The organism is Microscilla marina ATCC 23134 (assembly GCF_000169175.1).
GTDB lineage: Bacteria > Bacteroidota > Bacteroidia > Cytophagales > Microscillaceae > Microscilla > Microscilla marina.
Genome location: NZ_AAWS01000072.1, coordinates 1 through 17,535 on the forward strand (window position 1 = coordinate 1; position 17,535 = coordinate 17,535).

The 17,535-nt window shown below is 42.0% G+C and carries 12 protein-coding genes and 1 tRNA gene; 12 read left to right on the top strand and 1 reads right to left on the bottom strand.

The genetic code is table 11. The features are described 5' to 3' along the window. The first annotated feature begins 55 nt into the window (after positions 1-55). The 4 genes from kynU to M23134_RS34495 all read left to right on the top strand — a co-directional run bounded on the left by kynU (position 56) and on the right by M23134_RS34495 (position 6,036). The gene (gene kynU / locus M23134_RS34480) at positions 56-910 is read left to right on the top strand and encodes a kynureninase (protein WP_075164107.1); all 855 of its coding nucleotides are present in this window, start codon (positions 56-58) and stop codon (positions 908-910) included. 123 nt (positions 911-1,033) lie between these two features. Further along, entirely contained in the window at positions 1,034-1,996 is a 963-nt protein-coding gene (locus M23134_RS34485) for an L-threonylcarbamoyladenylate synthase (RefSeq protein WP_002704963.1), read from the top strand. Positions 1,997-3,325: 1,329 nt separating this feature from the next. Further along, entirely contained in the window at positions 3,326-3,877 is a 552-nt protein-coding gene (locus M23134_RS34490; RefSeq protein ID WP_002704964.1) for a leucine-rich repeat domain-containing protein, read from the top strand. A 560-nt stretch (positions 3,878-4,437) separates the two neighbouring features. Beyond that, on the top strand, positions 4,438-6,036 hold the full coding sequence (locus M23134_RS34495; protein WP_045114922.1) for a hypothetical protein: 1,599 nt from the start codon (positions 4,438-4,440) through the stop codon (positions 6,034-6,036). Positions 6,037-6,550: 514 nt separating this feature from the next. On the opposite strand, the gene M23134_RS34500 is transcribed toward M23134_RS34495, so the two are convergent. Then, positions 6,551-6,635 (bottom strand) — tRNA-Leu (locus M23134_RS34500). A gap of 172 nt (positions 6,636-6,807) precedes the next feature. Here M23134_RS34500 and M23134_RS34505 point away from each other — a divergent pair. From M23134_RS34505 to murA, 8 genes are all read left to right on the top strand, one after another. Further along, a complete protein-coding gene (locus M23134_RS34505; RefSeq protein ID WP_002704967.1) occupies positions 6,808-7,419 on the top strand; it encodes a hypothetical protein in 612 nt (203 codons plus the stop codon). Continuing rightward, the gene (locus M23134_RS34510; protein WP_082226768.1) at positions 7,341-9,509 is read left to right on the top strand and encodes a TRAP transporter large permease subunit; all 2,169 of its coding nucleotides are present in this window, start codon (positions 7,341-7,343) and stop codon (positions 9,507-9,509) included. Before M23134_RS34505 ends, M23134_RS34510 begins: the two co-directional genes overlap by 79 nt. Before the next feature lie 6 nt (positions 9,510-9,515). Continuing rightward, the gene (locus M23134_RS34515) at positions 9,516-10,652 is read left to right on the top strand and encodes a leucine-rich repeat domain-containing protein (RefSeq protein WP_002704969.1); all 1,137 of its coding nucleotides are present in this window, start codon (positions 9,516-9,518) and stop codon (positions 10,650-10,652) included. 14 nt (positions 10,653-10,666) lie between these two features. Then, entirely contained in the window at positions 10,667-11,701 is a 1,035-nt protein-coding gene (locus M23134_RS34520) for a hypothetical protein (RefSeq protein WP_002704970.1), read from the top strand. Between the two features lie 28 nt (positions 11,702-11,729). After that, positions 11,730-12,140, top strand: coding sequence for an STAS/SEC14 domain-containing protein (locus M23134_RS34525; RefSeq protein ID WP_002704971.1), 411 nt, complete (start codon positions 11,730-11,732; stop codon positions 12,138-12,140). Between the two features lie 274 nt (positions 12,141-12,414). After that, positions 12,415-14,646 (top strand): ATP-dependent helicase, encoded by a 2,232-nt coding sequence (locus M23134_RS34530; protein WP_002704972.1) that lies wholly within the window; start codon positions 12,415-12,417, stop codon positions 14,644-14,646. Between the two features lie 128 nt (positions 14,647-14,774). Further along, entirely contained in the window at positions 14,775-15,467 is a 693-nt protein-coding gene (locus M23134_RS34535) for a DUF4290 domain-containing protein (protein WP_157558797.1), read from the top strand. 359 nt (positions 15,468-15,826) lie between these two features. After that, positions 15,827-17,131, top strand: coding sequence for a UDP-N-acetylglucosamine 1-carboxyvinyltransferase (gene murA, locus M23134_RS34540; RefSeq protein WP_002704975.1), 1,305 nt, complete (start codon positions 15,827-15,829; stop codon positions 17,129-17,131). The last annotated feature ends 404 nt before the right edge of the window (positions 17,132-17,535 follow it).

A 17,535-nucleotide genomic window follows, 5' to 3' on the forward strand; every position in this document is an offset into this window, starting at 1 on the left:
CCACCCGCTATAAAATAGTAATGGAGGCAGGTGCGTTTCCGTCTGATCATACGCTATGGAATCGCAGGCGAAAATACACGGTTTTGCCTATGAAGATGCAGTGGTAGAGGTAAGCCCACGCGAAGGCGAACATACGTTGCGCACCGAAGATATTGTACAAACCATTGAAAGCTTGGGCGAATCGGTGGCATTGGTCATGTTTAGTGGGGTAAATTACTACACCGGACAAGTGTTTGACATGGATGCCATTACCAAGGCAGGACACAAAGTGGGGGCTTACGTCGGTTTCGACCTGGCCCATGCTGCAGGTAATGTGGCTTTGCACCTACACGATTGGAACATTGATTTTGCGGTGTGGTGTACTTATAAATATTTAAACTCAAGCCCTGGTGGAATATCAGGCGTATTTATTCACGAAAAAAATGCTAGTGACACTTCATTGCCCCGCCTTGCGGGTTGGTGGGGGCACAACGAAGATGAGCGGTTTTTGATGAAAAAAGGCTTTGAGGCAATGCCCAATGTAGACGGTTGGCAACTAAGCAACGCACAAGTGTTGCTACAGGCAGCCCACTTGGCTTCGCTTCAACTGTTTGCTCAAGCGGGTATGCCTCAGCTTACGGCCAAAAGTAAAAAACTGACGGGCTACCTTGAATTCGTGATTCGTGAGGTGGGTCAAAACAGCCATTACCCTATAGAAATTATCACCCCAACAGAGGCAAGAGGATGTCAGTTGTCGTTGTTGGTACCCCAAGAAGGAAAAAAATTGTTTGATTATTTGCACACCCACGGAGTAGTGGGCGATTGGCGTGAACCCAACAGCATACGTATAGCCCCGGTGCCTTTGTACAACTCGTTTGAAGATGTATACAGGTTTGGACAAATACTAAAAAACGGCATTCAACAAGGATAAACATATATAGAGGCTGTCTTTGTTGAATACCTGGCAGGTTTTTAGAAACCTGCCAGGTATAACTCATTCTCTTAAAACCTATAATGAGACAGCTTCCATCACCAAATCATAAAGAATAAAAAAATGGATACATTGATTGGTCAGAACTTAACCCAGGCAAGCATACTGCTAACCCAGGGAAAACTGGTGGCCATACCTACCGAAACTGTGTATGGCCTGGCAGCCAATGCCTTTGACAAAAAAGCAGTAACCCGTATATTTGAAGCAAAGAACCGCCCTACCTTTGACCCTTTGATTGTGCACACCCACAGTATAGAACAGGTGCAGCAGTTTACCAAAAATATTCCTGAAAAGGCAAAAAAGCTGGCAAAACAGTTCTGGCCTGGTTCGCTGACTATTCTGCTGGAAAAAAATGATTTGATCCCTGACTTGGTTACCGCAGGATTGTCTACAGTAGCGGTACGTATTCCTAACCACCCTCTGACTCTTGAGCTGCTCAAACAACTTGATTTTCCATTGGCCGCACCCAGCGCCAACCCTTTTGGCTACATTAGCCCTACTACAGCAGGGCATGTAGAAGCCCAGCTCAAAAACAAAGTGAGCTACATTATAGATGGGGGTCCTTGCCAGGTGGGTATTGAGTCTACTATAGTAGAAGTAAAAAACAACCAAACTACCATTTATCGCTTGGGAGGCATCAGTGTAGAAAACATAGAAGCCGCCACAGGCAAAGTAGAGGAGGTAAGGCACTCTTCGTCAAACCCCAAGGCATCGGGCATGCTCAAGAGTCATTATGCTCCCCAAAAAAAAATGATTATTGGAGATATTGCGGCACTGTTGCCCCAGTACCCTTGCGACAAGGTGGGCATTTTGTCTTTTAGAAAAACTTATGAACAAGTACCCAAAAATCAGCAGGTGGTGTTATCGGCTGAAGGCGAGCTGGCAAAAGCAGCGCAAGGGTTATTTGCAGGCATGCGTTATTTAGACAATCAACCTGTAGAAATTATATTGGCTGAGCTTATGCCCGAAAAAGGCTTGGGCAGGGCAATCAATGACCGGATAAGAAGAGCCGCCACCGAAAGCTAGAGTAGGAGTAATTTGGAGAGTTTATAAGTAAAATCACATTTTTTTCTTACAAAGGTATTGTTATTGAAAAAGACATTTCTCTTAACAATATTTTAACAAATAAATACTTAAACAGGCTACTTAATCAGATTTTATTAGAATTTACTATGGCTTTTTCTTTATAAAAAAGAATATTATACATACAAAAACACATCAAACATCTAAAAAATTCGCTTTCACTGAAACTTTATTTAAAAAAATTAGTATATAACTTTAAACATTTAGAATATAAAGAATACTCAAAGGATGTGAAGTTGAACAATGGGATAAGATATTCTAAATACTTGAAAAAGACAAAAAACATTAATAAGTGTAATATAATTTGGTGAATTGGTGTACTAAATATTTAGTACATCAATTTTTTTTTACCCCCTCCCCTACTGCCCACTTACCGCATTTATTTGACATCACCACACTCCATTTATTGCCGCTAATGCCTATGCTACTGCGCTGTTTTTTTTGTGCAAAACAATTTTTTGATAACAGACGTTCTTAATTCATTGTTGAACTCATACCTGGCATAAAAAACAGGATATAAACCCTTTACTTATCAACTACCTAAGGTATTGGAAAACTAAAGCTTCTACTTTTCGACTTAAGATAAAAAGACAAGATGAGTTCGTTTAGTGAAAAACCACTATATTGTAGATAAAAAATAAAACAATAGATTTTAGAAGGAATGGTAACAAAATATTTTGGCGTTACTGTATAATTTTATTTTTACATCATTCCTTAGTAAAATGTAAAAAACAAAGTAATCTAAAAGAAGGCAGTATCTGCTTTTAGTAACGTGCTCAAAATAAGTTTCTGGTTTTTGGGGCAAATACGCACAACTGACTGAGGCATTTAGCCTTTGGCAGAGCTCGGCAAAGCGAAGCTTTAGCCATCGGTTTTTGCGCTCGTAGCGCTGCTACGGGCAATAAAAGCTCATAGTCCCGGCGGAACTGCCGGGGTAACGAAAGGCAGTGAAGCGAACCGCAGAACGAAGTTCAAGCTCTGCGAAGCTAATTTATTCTAAATCGGACAGCTTCAAAGTCCCGATTTCTTATCGGGGTTATTGTTGAGGGCTACGCCCGAAATCCCGTTTACGGGGCGAACACGTTACTTAGCTTCGTTGAGCTCTCTCTGTCAAAGGTTAAGCTTTATCTTGTAAGGAACCACGTAGCTAAGGCGCTCATAGACATTGCAGTTCGAAAGCGCTACTTTTGTAATTTAAAGTGTACTTAGAGCAGTATGACATTGCTCAATTAAAATCAAGCAAACCATCTTTAGACAGTAATAATAACAGACATGGACGCACTGATAGAGAATGCAGGAAAGTTGCTTGCCAGTGAACAGGCAGAAAACATAGACAAGGCTTTTGAAACGTTGCGAAAGCTGGATATAGCCCATATACCCAAGTCATTGTACAGTGATTTGTCAGAACACCCCCTCAAGTGTTTTCAATACCACATGATTGAGCCACTCAAACACTTGAAAGAGCTAGATTTGCAGGGGTCAAAACTAAATGAAGTACCCAAAGCTATAGCCCAGCTTACCAAGCTTCAGTTTTTATACTTGCACGATAACAACATAAATGAGGTGCCTTCCAGTATTGGGTTTTTATCTGATTTGATTTGGTTAGACCTGGAGCGCAACAACCTTAAAGTGTTGCCCGCTGAGATAGGCCGCCTCAAGAATCTGCACAGGCTTAACCTGAGTTTTAATCAGCTCAATGTGTTACCAGTAGAAATAGGGCAACTATCGCAGTTACAAAGTCTTTATCTTGATGGCAATAGGTTTAGCGCCCCCGAAAGGCAAAGGATACAGCAATCGTTGCCCAAAACTGAGATTTATTTTTAGACAATCCTGTTGTCCTGTATAATATTACCCTCTTGAACACTTTCTTGGGGGTTTTTTATTGGGCTCAAGGCAAAAGCTCCTCCAGGAACTGAAACAAACACCTCCTCAACGCCCGAAAAACCTGCCATGCCTGAGTGCCAGTTCAGGCTTTTTTATCAACATTTTATCAAACAAAACCTGAAAGTTTTAGAGATTTAATCAAGGAAAAATATATTTGTACATACTTGAAGCATAAGTGCTTTTAAAAGCTCCTACAGGGTTCTGGGGACTAGGCTCTAGGGACTAGGTACACCCTTGCTCCTTAGATAGCTACACTTTTTCTATCACGTTGAATTTTAGCGATTTATAAAACCTGTAGTTAAAAACCCCGACAAAGTTCTGGGGACTAGGCTCTAGGGACTAGGTACACCCTGCTCCTTAGATAGCTACACTTTTTCTATCACGTTGAATTTTAGCGATTTATAAAAGCCGAAGTTAAACGAGTATATTACTTAACGGGACACCTGCCCTGGTTGTGGGGTACTGGCAGTACCATTCCATACTTAAACAGTTTTACACCAATGAAAATCTACAAAACACATTTATACAACCAACCAATGATTAGAACGCTTTTAGTCATGTTGGCGGTAGGAACAATGCTGGTTGCCTGTGGCAAAAAAAACAAGCAAGCAGTGAGCAAAGTACACATTCCTAAAACGGCTTCGATAGCAGCCGTCATTGATTTGAAACAAATCTCAGAAAAAGCCCCCAACTGGCGAGATGTGTTCAAGGCTGATTTTTTGCAAAAACTTGATGTAGACATAGACAGTAAACAAGTTGCTGGTCTTCAGCAGTTGGTCGAAAGGGTGATTAGCTCTATAGATCAAGACGAAAAGCTGTCTGTTTTTAATGGGCAAGTGTCAAAAGATCGCAATAAAAATCATTTTGCCCTGACTTTTGTGATCGCCGATGTAGCAGCTTTTGAGAAGGCTTTGACCACTGATAAGGGGATCACTATTGTGAAAAATAAAGACAGCAAGCACGTGTTTTTAGATAACAAAACTATTCTCTCGTGGAAAGAAGGCTCTGGCTTATTAGTAGGGTATGAGTTTAAAGCAGCCAATAGAAACAAAGAGTTGGTGAGCAAAGTGGCCGAACTACGCAAAACTACTGCCGCTGATGCTCTGGACAACAACAACCAGAAGTTTAAAGCTTTATTAGGCGAAAACCACGACATTGCCATTTGGGCAAACCAACAAGAAACCCGCAACTTTAGCCCTTCGGTAGAGATGTACAGCAAACTATCGCCTACTATAGCCAACCTGATAAACGCTACCAAGTATGGCACTTCTTATATTGATTTTCTGGAAGGTAAAATAGTGATGAATGGCAAGACCATGTTTGACGGTAAAGCCACCGAAAAGTACCAAACTGTGCTGGGTATCAGTAATGAAAACGTCATTAAAAGCTTGCCCATTAAAGATCCATTGCTGCTGATGAGCCTGAGTATTAGCATGAAAGACATCAGAAAGATTATGGAAGAAGAAAATGCGTATGACAAGTTTGACGCGGAGGCTTTGAAAACATTGCAAGAACTGGACTTGACGGTAAAAGATGTAGCCGAGATGTTGAGTGGAGACCTGGTAGCTGCGGTGGAAGACCTGGAACTGAACAACTTACAAAAGGCTAGTGCCAAGTTGGTATTGGGCATTGGGCTCAATAACCGCAAGGTACTAGAGAAGCTACTGAGCAAATATACAGAAATGGGGCTTTTGCAAAAGCAAGACAACATCTACCGCCCGGTAATACCATTGTTGGGTTTTGACCCTCAGATAATAGTAACAGATGACGCAGTGTTTTTGACTGCTACTGAGGAGTTTAAAGAGGCTATTACCTCAGCCAAGGCAACCAACCTGAATGAAGAAATGCTCAAGAAAACCAAAGAGAGTAACTTTATGCTCTTTTTGCGCCCCAGCGAAATATTGAGAAAAATACCTAAAGAGAATTTCTCGGATGAGTTGCTCGAAGAACTGCTACCCAAGATAGAGTCGGTGATAGTAAATACCCTGCCTGCCAAAAAAGAAGTATTGGAAGGCAACGTAACGGTGTATTTTAAGGACAAAAAAACCAATGCCCTGCAGCAATTGCTAAGTTTGAAACCTCAAAAGGTGAACAACTAACGCCATACCATTGAATCACTTACTAAAAATCACCCTTGCTTTGTATTATAAGCAAGGGTGATTTTTGTATGACTATTTGATTGGTTTGTTATGCGCCAACAACGTTGATATTGCTTCATATATTTGCTAGAACAAAATTATGCAAGTAACCCTTACTAAAAAAGCTCCAGGCACCTTCAGTAGTTTCACATTAAACCGTGTATGATGGTTATAAAATTGACAATGAGGGAGTTATTTTTATAAGGCTTTTTTATAAAAAATAAGAAATCTCTCTGAAGCTTACAAAGTTCGAGGTCTCGATAAGACGTGAAGATACCACCCTCCCAAGGTCAAGTTCGCCTGTTTCGAACTTGATTCGAAAAAGCAAGCGAGTAACTAACAGGTGAAGCCTAAAAATAAAGTTTAAATCCTGTCTGGAAAATTTTCAAGAAAAAAGTGTACCCTAAACTGTACCCCACAAAAACAAAACCTTTTGCAAATCATTGATTTACAAAGGGTTTTATTACTTTGAGTGTGCTCACGGGGGGAGTCGAACCCCCACGCCAGTAATAGGCACTACCCCCTCAAGATAGCGTGTCTACCAATTCCACCACGTAAGCATATAGTGTTACTGCAAGGGACGGCAAAAGTATACAATATTTTTGGGATGCCCAAACCTTTGTCGCATAAAAATTTATTTACCTGCTTCCCCCCTGCTATCTGCTCACCAATGCTTTTTTCACTTGATGTGAATCACCTATATTTGCCTGCTACCAACCAAATACTCAACTGATGGCATTTTCTTCAAAAGAACTGAATTACTTACAAGATACTGAGTTTTTACTGACCAAACACCAGGTCACAACCAAGGTGCACCAATTGCTGGAAAGCACCCAAACCCAACTAAAGGCTGCAGTAGCCGAACTCGATTTTGATTTTCCCGATGCAGTAGATGTAGTCAAGGGTAAAATATCTAAAGGAGAGCAGTACCGACAACTGCCTTACTTGGTGCTCGACTACCCCAAGCTGTTTAGCCGTGCCGATGTATTTGCTTTCAGGACGATGTGTTGGTGGGGCAACGAGTTTAGCTGTACGCTGATGCTTGCCGAAAAAAGTTGGCATTTGCATCGCACTGCCATTGCCCACCACCTCCCAAAGCTTACACCTGCCCACGGTTGGTACATTGGGGTAAACACCACTCCCTGGGAGCATCACTTTGGCGAGGACAATTGCCTGCCTTTGGCCAACTTTAGCCCTGAGACACTGCAACAGCACTTGCAAAAAATGCCCTTTTTAAAGCTAAGCCGTAAGCTCCCCTTAGAGCAATGGCAACAGCTCCCTGGCTTTGCCAACGAGTGTTTTACGGCATTGATGGGCTTGATGACTACTATACCAAACTTGTAGTTTACCTGACTCTGTCAGTAAATGATTATGCCCACCTGCCAATTATTTATATATTTGACGCCGAAAAAAGATTCGAGCTTGTTTTAAAACTAACTACAACCCCATTGAAAACCCTACTCAAAAGCTATATTCTGCAAGTAAGCCGCCTCAACAACTGGGTGGGAAAAAACACCGCCTGGCTCACCACTGCGTTGGTGGTATTGGTATGTTTCGACGTTACCCAACGCTATATTTTCAAAACTACCTCAGTGGCTTTTCTCGACCTGGAGTGGCACTTGTTTGCCTTGGTATTTTTGTTTTGTGCTGGCTATACTTTGCGCCATGACAAACACGTGCGGGTAGACGTTTTTTATATTCGGATGAACGCCCGGCAAAAAGCCTGGATCAACCTTTTGGGGAGTATTATTTTTCTTATTCCTTTTTGTGTAGTGGTCATTTATGCCGCCTGGAAATACACCATGGTGTCTTATGGCTACCTCGAAGGCTCCCCCGATCCGGGTGGTTTGCCAGCCCGTTACATTATCAAAGGGGCCATTCCTACTGGCTTTGTCTTTTTGCTGCTGCAGGCAGTGGCGCTGTTGTTTGAGTCAATGCTTGCTGTATTGGGCGAAGACCTCAGTTCTATTACTGCTCGTTGGGAAGACAACCACGACAAAGCCCACCCGGAAGACGAAAACGCAGGCAAAAACAAGGTGTTTGTGGTCATGCGTACACTCTTTATTTTGGTAGGTACTTTACTGGCGTTATTTAGTTTTTTAGGCATCGACTTGGGCATTTCGCTCCCCATCAAACTATTTATTCTCATCTTTATCAGCATTTTGGCAGGTTTTCCGGTGGCATTTACTTTGGGGGGGCTGTCGGTATTGGTAGGCCTTGCCGTATTTAATCTCGACTTTTTTTACCTGTTATCGCTGCGGATTTATGGCATCATGACCAACTATGTATTGTTGGCGGTGCCTTTGTTTGTGTATATGGGCATTATGCTGGAGAAATCAGGCATTGCCGAAAGGCTGCTCGAAACGATGGCGTTGCTTTTTGGGCGCTTGCGCGGAGGGTTGGCCATTTCTGTAGTAGTAGTGGGGGCTTTGCTTGCCGCATCTACTGGGGTAGTAGGCGCTACAGTGATTACGATGGGGCTTATTAGCTTGCCTACTATGATCCGTAGAAACTACAGCATAGAGCTCGCCACGGGTACTATAGCCGCTTCGGGCACCTTGGGGCAAATCATCCCTCCTAGCGTGGTATTGGTCTTGCTGGGGAGCGTGCTCAATGTATCGGTGGGCGACTTGTTCACGGCAGCCTTTATCCCTGGGTTTACGCTGGTAGCCCTGTACTTTCTCTACATTGTGGGGTTTTCGCTGGTGCGCCCCCAACAAGCCCCTGCCATGCCCAAAGAAGAAGTAGCCGCCTTTAGAACCAAAGGCATGTGGAAACGGGTAATATCGGCGTTTGTATTGCCTTTGTTACTCATTGTATCGGTGTTGGGGTCTATATTTGCGGGCATCGCCTCACCTACCGAAGCCGCCGCTGTAGGAGCAATGGGAGCCACTTTGCTTACTTTGTTTCAGAAAAAACTCTCACTACCAGTACTGCGCCAGGTCATGCGCTCTACCAGCCACATTTCTACCATGGTGTTCATCATTTTGATTGGGGCTTCGGCTTTTTCGTTGGTGTTTCGAGGGCTCAAAGGCGACGATTATATCATTGAACTGATCAACTCCAGCAACCTCGACAAATACACTTTTCTGGCTTTGGTCATGCTCATTATGTTTGTAGCGGGCTTTTTCATCGATTTTATCGAAATCATCTTCATCATTGTTCCAGTAGTGGTGCCTACTTTTCAGGCAATGGGGCTCGACTTGGTGTGGGTGGGTATATTAATGGCTATGAACCTGCAAACCTCGTTTTTGACACCTCCCTTTGGCTTTGCCCTGTTTTATTTGAAAGGAGTAGCCCCACCCGAAGTAAAAACCGGGCATTTGTATCGGGGCATTATGCCCTTTGTCATTATTCAGTTATTGCTCATTGCAGCAGTGGTGTTTTTTCCTGAAATGGTGACCTGGTTGCCACAAATGTTGAGAGGAGAGTAAACAAATATGAGCAAAGAAGACTCCGAAAAAATTAAACGTTTGTTGCTGTCGGCAAACAAAGCAAACGTGGCCATTGCCTTTCAACTTTGTAAAAACTTGTCAAGCTTTTACACTCAAGAAGTGGCAGTATTGCTACAAAAATACCCCTTGCTCTGCCTTGAACACGAATTAGAGCTCGGGTATTTGAAAAAATTACAGGGGCTTTCGCTTAAGAAAAAAGAGTTATCAGTGGTACCTCCTTCGTTAGGTCAATTAAATAACTTAAAGCAGTTAAACCTTGCCAGTAATAGCCTCGATGCTTTGCCAATAGAACTTGCCCAACTACACCAGTTAGAACAATTAAACCTTACAGGCAACAAAATAGAACGCTTCCCTGATTTGCTATGCCTGCTTCCTCTTAAGAGGCTCATGTTATCACATAATCCGCTCACATCTCTACCTGCCAGCATCAAGCAACTTACCCAACTCACATATCTAGCACTTACTTCGTGCCAGTTGAGCAGTTTACCTCCCGAAATAAGGCAGCTTGCCTCGTGTAAAGAATTGCTTTTACAGAACAATCAGTTAGAAAGATTACCACCTGAAATAGGGCAACTTGCTTCTTTAGAAAAACTCAACTTGTCAAACAATCAATTAAAAACGCTTCCCCCCAACATTCAGCATTGGCAAGCCTTGACCCACTTAGACTTACGCGAAAATCAACTGGAAACACTGCCTGAAGAAATAGGGCAATTGACCCAATTAGACACCTTAATTTTAGGGCGAAATCCTCTACATTCGCTCCCAAAAAGCATTATAAACCTCGCTCAATTGCAAACCTTGGTATTTCGTTTGTCAAATATAAGTACTGCTATGCTTGAGAATATTTGTAAGATGAGCCACCTACATAACCTTTGGTTGGCAGATTGTGACATTTTAGAAGTTCCCCCTGGCATTACCCAACTCAAGCAACTCAGTACGCTGGACTTAAGCCATAACCAAATCACCGAATTACCCAAAGCACTGAGTCAGCTCCAGCATTTAGATACGCTTTATTTATCGGGCAACCCACTCGCTCCAAAGTCATTGAGGCAAGTAAGGGAATGGTTGCCTCAGTGTGGCATAGGCTGGGAAGGTACCATTCATTATGGAGGCAGTTTTTAAACTTTTCGAAACCCATGAACTTTTTCAAAAACCTATATCGTTTGGGCAAGCTTACGCTTGATATGCGCTCGGCAAACCGTGAAAGTGGTACTTTGCACAAAAAAGTACAAAAAATGATGCAGCCTTTTATACAGGCAGCGGAGGCATATAATGACGGGAGTATTACCCCACGTATGCACAAAAAAATGCAATGGTATATGGTGGAAACCCTGTGGATGAGTGAGCAGTTTGCTCAACTGCACCAAACCAAATTAGACAATGCCACCCAACGGGCTTCAGCGTTTTCGGGGGCTTTGCTGGGTATTTCTGACATATTGATTGACGACTTGCCAGAAGGTAGCCTTGCGCACACCCAAAACTTTCTCTATGCACCCGTCAATCATACGCCTAAAACACCCTTTGAAAAGCTCTATACTGCTTATTTTCAAGCGTTTGAATCGTGCCTTTCGGCAGACAATCAAGTCCAAACCAGGGAATATTACTGGGCATCGCTGGATGCACAAGTAGCCAGCCGTCGCCAGTTTGAGCCAGACTTACCATCAGAAGATTTAATAAAAATTCTCAAAGACAAATGTGGCTATACTACCTTGCTATGTCGGGCAGTGTTGCCCTTGCCTATAGACGCTTCGGAGCATACAATGATTTATGAATTGGGGGCTTTGGTGCAGTTTATCAATGATATCAACGATTTGCACAAAGACAGTACTCAGGGCATAAAAAACTTTGCCAATCAGTTTGACACCACCAGGGCAATGAAAAAAGCACTATTGACGCAAACAACAAAAGCTTTTGGGTTGTTTAAAAATATTGAGCATCAACGGAAAAGTTCCATTTATTTTCTATTCATATTTCATTCATTTGTGGTGGTTATCCTTGCCCAACTGCGTTATTATGAGCACTTATGCCAAGGGCATTACAAACTGGAAAGATTTTTGAAGTTTCCTCCCAAAAGTACTAAAGTACAACCTTTTTTATGGCAAAATCTACGGTTTAGCATTCCCAAAATGCTCAACTTTGATTTTATCCACCCTACAGCCAGTCTCAATTAATCTTTTATTTACATAGCATCATATTCAAATGGAAGAAAACCTTTACCAAAGTAAGTATCAACACATCTTTTATGAAAAAGAGACGGGTATAATGCACAATATCTGGCTAAAAGATAGCCAAATGATGACGCAGGATGACTACAAGAAAGAGTTAATAAAAGTGGCTCAGTTGATTGAAACCCACCAAGCATCCAGGCAATTGATCAACACCCTTAATTTTCAGTATACCATTGACATTGATTTGCAACAGTGGACAAATGAATACATTATCAAAAGAACCAGAGAAGCAGGTATAAAAAAAGTAGCCTTTATCATTGCCGAAGAAATATTTTCGCAAATGTCTATTGAACAGGCAATGGAAGGTGAAGAAGGAAAAACACTGGACACAAGGTATTTTACCTCAAAAGAAGAAGCCAGGGAGTGGCTGGTAAAAGATTAGAAAGGTGTTTTGTATTGACAAGCTCATTGTATATTCCTGCTGTTGAACCAAGAGCAGGATTTTTTTTGCTCCCTCCCCACTGTTTTTTCCTACCATCACTCTTTGACTTTGTTTCTTAATATCTGGTATTTTTTGTAACTTTGAAGGATGTGTAAATGATGAAATTTGCCTGGTATGGTATTGAAGTTTACATAAAAAAATAAGGTGCAGGCTTACTATCAAAAACTTGCCGCTACTTACACCTCAAAACAACAGATATAATTAGCAGACAAAAATGGATGATTACATCAAAGGCTTGAACGACCCTCAACGGGAAGCTGTATTGCATAAAGATGGGCCTATTATGATTATTGCAGGTGCCGGTTCGGGTAAAACCAGGGTATTGACTAACCGTATTGCTCATCTGATAGGCACTGGGGTGCCCGCATACAATATTTTGGCTTTAACGTTTACCAATAAGGCTGCCGGAGAAATGCGCCTTCGAATTGAAAAAATCATTGGCGACAAGGCAAAAGATATTTGGATGGGTACTTTTCACTCTGTTTTTGCCAAAATACTCCGGTTTGAAGCTGACAAAATCGGCTACACCAGTAGCTTTTCTATTTATGACACTGACGACTCTAAATCGTTGATAAGAAGCATTGTAAAAGAACGCAACCTCGACGATAAGGTATACAAAGCCAATGTGGTACTCAATCGGATTTCGGGCGCAAAAAACCGACTTATTTCTTACCGTGAGTACCTAAACAACCCCATCTATGCCGAAGATGACCGGGCGTATCGCCGACCTGAGATAGGGCGCATTTACAAGATTTACCAAGAGCGTGCCATCAAGTCAAACGCGATGGATTTTGACGACTTGCTATTCAATACCAATATATTATTCAGAGACCACCCGGCAGCACTGCAAAAATACCAGCAAAAATTTAAATACTTACTCATCGATGAGTTTCAAGACACCAATTTATCGCAATACTTGATTGTAAGACGTTTGGCGGCAGCCCACCATAATATTTGTGTAGTGGGTGACGATGCCCAAAGTATTTACGCCTTTCGGGGAGCCGATATTCAAAACATTCTCAACTTTGAGAAAGACTACCCTACCCTGCAAACCATTCGTCTGGAGCAAAACTACCGCTCTACCAAAACTATAGTAAAAGCAGCTAACTCACTGATTGCCAAAAACAAAGCCCAATTACAAAAAGATGTATGGACCTCAAACGAAGATGGCAACCTAATTCGTTTGTTTAAGGCGATGTCGGACAATGAGGAAGGGAAAATGGTGGCGCAATCTATTTTTGAGGAGAAAATGCAGCACCAGTTGGGCAACAATGACTTTGCTATATTGTACCGCACCAATGCCCAATCGCGAAGCATAGAAGAAGCCCTACGCAAAGCCAATATCAAATACAAAATTATAGGAGGCTTGTCGTTTTACCAACGCCGTGAGATCAAAGACCTGATCTCTTACTTGCGCTACACAGTAAACCACAAAGACGAAGAAGCCCTCAAACGAATCATTAACCTACCCAAACGAGGCATAGGCAACACTACCTTGCAAAAAGTATTGGCCACTGCTTATGAAAGTGAGTTGCCCTTGTGGGAAGTCATTAGTAATATTAGGAAATATGTAACCGGGCGTGCCACTACGGCTATTGCCGGATTTGCCGAGCTGATCAAAAAATTTGAAGATGCTTCTACCAAGTTAGACGCTTTTGAAACAGCCTCGCTGGTGGCCAAAGAGTCGGGTTTGTTGAAAGACCTCTACGAAGATAAAACTATTGAAGGATTGTCGCGTTACGAAAACGTACAAGAGTTGCTGAATGCCATCAAAGAATTTGTGGACAATCCTGATAATCAGGAAAAAGACTTGAGTGCATTTTTGCAGGAAGTGTCGCTGGCTACCAGTGCTGATGAAGCCGAAGACGATGGCGAAGAAAAAGTGACCCTGATGACCATACACGCTGCCAAAGGGCTAGAGTTTCAGCAGGTATACGTGGTAGGGCTGGAAGAAGAGCTCTTTCCGTCGCAAATGGCACTATCGAGCCGCAACGAACTGGAAGAAGAACGACGTTTGTTTTATGTAGCGATTACCCGTGCCGAAAAAAAACTGACCCTTTCGTTTGCGACCAGCCGCTACCAATATGGGCGAATAAAAAACTGTGAGCCCAGCCGTTTTTTAAAAGAGATTGACCCTCGTTTTTTGGAACAGGGACAAGGCAAAACCAATGCAGCGAACCATGTAAATACCAGTTTTGTAAAAAACTTACGCCCGCAAAGGTCTGCTCCAGCGCAAAACTTTACCCACAAACCTTCGCCCAATTTCAAACCTAGTGACACCCGAAACCTACAGGCAGGAATGAAGGTAGAACACCTAAAGTTTGGTTTGGGAATGGTAAAAGCGGTAAAAGCACATAACAATGACCGCAAAGCAGTGATTGCTTTTGAGAAAGCTGGAGAAAAAACTTTGCTATTGAGTTTTGCTAAACTCAAAATTCATGAATAAGTTTGCAACATGAACAAATAGTAGTTCGAGACGAACCGCAACATGCCCCCGTCCGTCCTCTCTTGTTTGCACATCTAAAAAGCAACTCAATTCATAAAATTTTATTTAATATTCAAAAAATTGAAAAGATGAACGAAGAAAATCAGGAGTCAGCGAATCAACCTTTGAAAGAAAGTAATTCTGCTAGCTTCAATTATAATACCCAACGCCCCAAGTTGACAATGAAAGAATATGGTAGAAATATTCAAAAAATTGCCGACTACATAGCCAACCTTGAAGACCGCGAGCAACGCACCCAGTATGCTTATACCCTGATAGATTTGATGCGACAGATCAACCCTAACATGCGTGATTCACAAGACACTCAAAACAAACTTTGGGATGACTTGTACATTATGTCGGGTTTTGAAATAGATATAGAGAGCCCTTTCCCTATGCCAGCTAAAGACAAACTGGGTAAAAGGCCTAAAATGTTGGCGTACAACTCTAACCGATTGCACTATAAGCACTACGGCAGAAATATAGAGTTGCTGGTAGAAAAGGCATTAGAAGAAGAAGACCTGGAAAGCCAACTGGTAGCAGTAGTGTATGTAGCACGTTTGATGAAAGGCTTCTATATAAGCTGGAACAAAGACAACATAGATGATGAGACTGTATTGGGGCATATAGAAAAAATTTCGGGCAAGCCGTTGCCCCCTGACCTGGTAGAAAGAATCAAGCAAGACCGACTACTGGACAACCAAAAAGACAAAGGCAAAAGTGGTGGACACCGTAGTAAAAGTGGACGTAAAAGCAGCGACGGACGTAAACGCCGGAACTAATTATTAATGTTTATATTATATATCATTATACAGGGTGAAAGTTTATCACAAACTTCACCCTTTTTTATGCTTCTCCCCTACTTTTTTATACCCGGTTGTACTTTGTGCCCTGCTTTTTACCACACACTTTTCTCCCCTCCTTCAAGCCGTTGCTTTCAATGACCCATTTCTTTCTATAAGATTGTATTTTACCCCAAGAAACCATTCTTAGGATACAAAACCCATCATATGTGACTCCTGCTCGATTTTAAACAAGCGCTAAAATAATAGGTCTATAATTTTTATTTCACCCAAAATTCTGCAACCTTTCTATTCAAAACAATTGTATACTACAGAACCTTAAATCTACCTATAACTTAATGGCATCTTTTGAAGTAAAAGGAGGCAATAAGCTCAATGGAGAGATCACTCCTCAAGGAGCCAAGAATGAAGCTTTACAAATTATTTGTGCTACACTGCTCACCGACCAACCCATGGTTATACACAACATTCCTTATATAAGGGATGTAAACCAATTGATAGAATTGGTACAGGACATGGGGGTAGAGGTAACCAAGCTGAAAGAAGGCACCTATAGGTTTCATGCCATCAATGTAAACCTCGACTACCTTGCCTCTGCTCAGTACCAACAAAAAGCGGCCTCGCTGCGGGGTTCAGTAATGCTACTGGGACCTTTGTTGGCAAGGTTTGGACGTAGCCGTATACCCAAACCAGGAGGAGACAAAATTGGGCGACGCCGCCTCGATACTCACTTTTTGGGGTTTCAGCAATTAGGCGCAAAGTTTAACTATGACATCAAAACTAATATATATGATGTAGATGCTACCCAACTACAGGGTACTTATATGCATTTAGACGAGGCATCGGTCACAGGAACTGCCAATATTATCATGACTGCCGTCAGAGCAAAAGGCACCACCACCCTTTATCATGCCGCCTGCGAACCTTACATTCAGCAGTTGTGCCAAATGTTGGTACGCATGGGAGCAAAAATAGAGGGCATTGGATCTAATTTACTCAAAATAGAGGGCGTAGATACACTAGGAGGCACTGAACATACTTTGCTGCCCGATATGATTGAGATTGGCAGCTTTATTGGTTTGGCTGCTATTACAGGATCAGAACTCACCATCAAAAATTGCCGCATAGATCAGTTAGGACTGATTCCTCACATGTTTCAGCGTTTGGGCATTCAGATGGAGTTTAAGAAAGATGATATTTATATTCCGGCACAAGACCACTATGAGATAGATACCTTTATGGATGGCTCTATACTTACAGTAGCTGATGCCCCCTGGCCAGGTTTTACTCCCGACCTTATGAGTATAGTGCTCGTAACAGCTACTCAGGCAAAAGGCACGGTTTTAGTTCATCAAAAGATGTTTGAAAGTCGTTTGTTCTTTGTTGACAAACTGATAGATATGGGTGCGCAGATTATTCTTTGCGATCCACACCGGGCTACAGTAAATGGGCTGAATAAACAAATCATGCTACGAGGTATCAGAATGACCTCACCAGACATTAGGGCTGGGGTAGCTTTGCTTATTGCGGCTTTGTCTGCCGAAGGCACCAGCATTATAGACAATATAGAGCAGATAGACCGAGGTTATCAGTACATAGACCAAAGACTAAACGCTTTAGGTGCAGAGATCAAACGTTTGTAAGTACACTGGTATTTGCTATTAGGGAGTAACCAACAAATAGTATACGCATTTGACAGTGGATGTTTCGCCCTGATGCGTCGTTAAATTTTTTGACCGTAGCTATGGCTACGCTCGCAAAATTTGCCTCGCCTCAAACCAAAACCTCTCACTGAAAACACGTACTTTATTTACTGGTTGCTCCCTTAGGAATGGTGTAAAAATAAAGTTCTATAGTAACGCCAAAATATTTTGTTGGCAGGAGAGGCAAAAAAACGCGGCATAGCAGCGCTACGGCAAGTTTTTTTTAACGAATTCTGTCAGCGAAAGATGACGTTAAAAATATAAATTTATTTTGGTACTATTCCTTAGAACTGTTTCGCACAAAGAATGGTCAAAAAATATTTTTTTTACCATTCTTAACTAAG

Excerpts from the sequence above, each read along its gene's own strand:
- kynU (WP_075164107.1), top strand. The coding sequence starts at position 56 with ATGGAATCGCAGGCGAAAATACACGGTTTTGCCTATGAAGATGCAGTG.
- M23134_RS34485 (WP_002704963.1), top strand. The coding sequence starts at position 1,034 with ATGGATACATTGATTGGTCAGAACTTAACCCAGGCAAGCATACTGCTA.
- M23134_RS34490 (WP_002704964.1), top strand. The coding sequence starts at position 3,326 with ATGGACGCACTGATAGAGAATGCAGGAAAGTTGCTTGCCAGTGAACAG.
- M23134_RS34495 (WP_045114922.1), top strand. The coding sequence starts at position 4,438 with ATGAAAATCTACAAAACACATTTATACAACCAACCAATGATTAGAACG.
- M23134_RS34505 (WP_002704967.1), top strand. The coding sequence starts at position 6,808 with ATGGCATTTTCTTCAAAAGAACTGAATTACTTACAAGATACTGAGTTT.
- M23134_RS34510 (WP_082226768.1), top strand. The coding sequence starts at position 7,341 with ATGGCAACAGCTCCCTGGCTTTGCCAACGAGTGTTTTACGGCATTGAT.
- M23134_RS34515 (WP_002704969.1), top strand. The coding sequence starts at position 9,516 with ATGAGCAAAGAAGACTCCGAAAAAATTAAACGTTTGTTGCTGTCGGCA.
- M23134_RS34520 (WP_002704970.1), top strand. The coding sequence starts at position 10,667 with ATGAACTTTTTCAAAAACCTATATCGTTTGGGCAAGCTTACGCTTGAT.
- M23134_RS34525 (WP_002704971.1), top strand. The coding sequence starts at position 11,730 with ATGGAAGAAAACCTTTACCAAAGTAAGTATCAACACATCTTTTATGAA.
- M23134_RS34530 (WP_002704972.1), top strand. The coding sequence starts at position 12,415 with ATGGATGATTACATCAAAGGCTTGAACGACCCTCAACGGGAAGCTGTA.
- M23134_RS34535 (WP_157558797.1), top strand. The coding sequence starts at position 14,775 with ATGAACGAAGAAAATCAGGAGTCAGCGAATCAACCTTTGAAAGAAAGT.
- murA (WP_002704975.1), top strand. The coding sequence starts at position 15,827 with ATGGCATCTTTTGAAGTAAAAGGAGGCAATAAGCTCAATGGAGAGATC.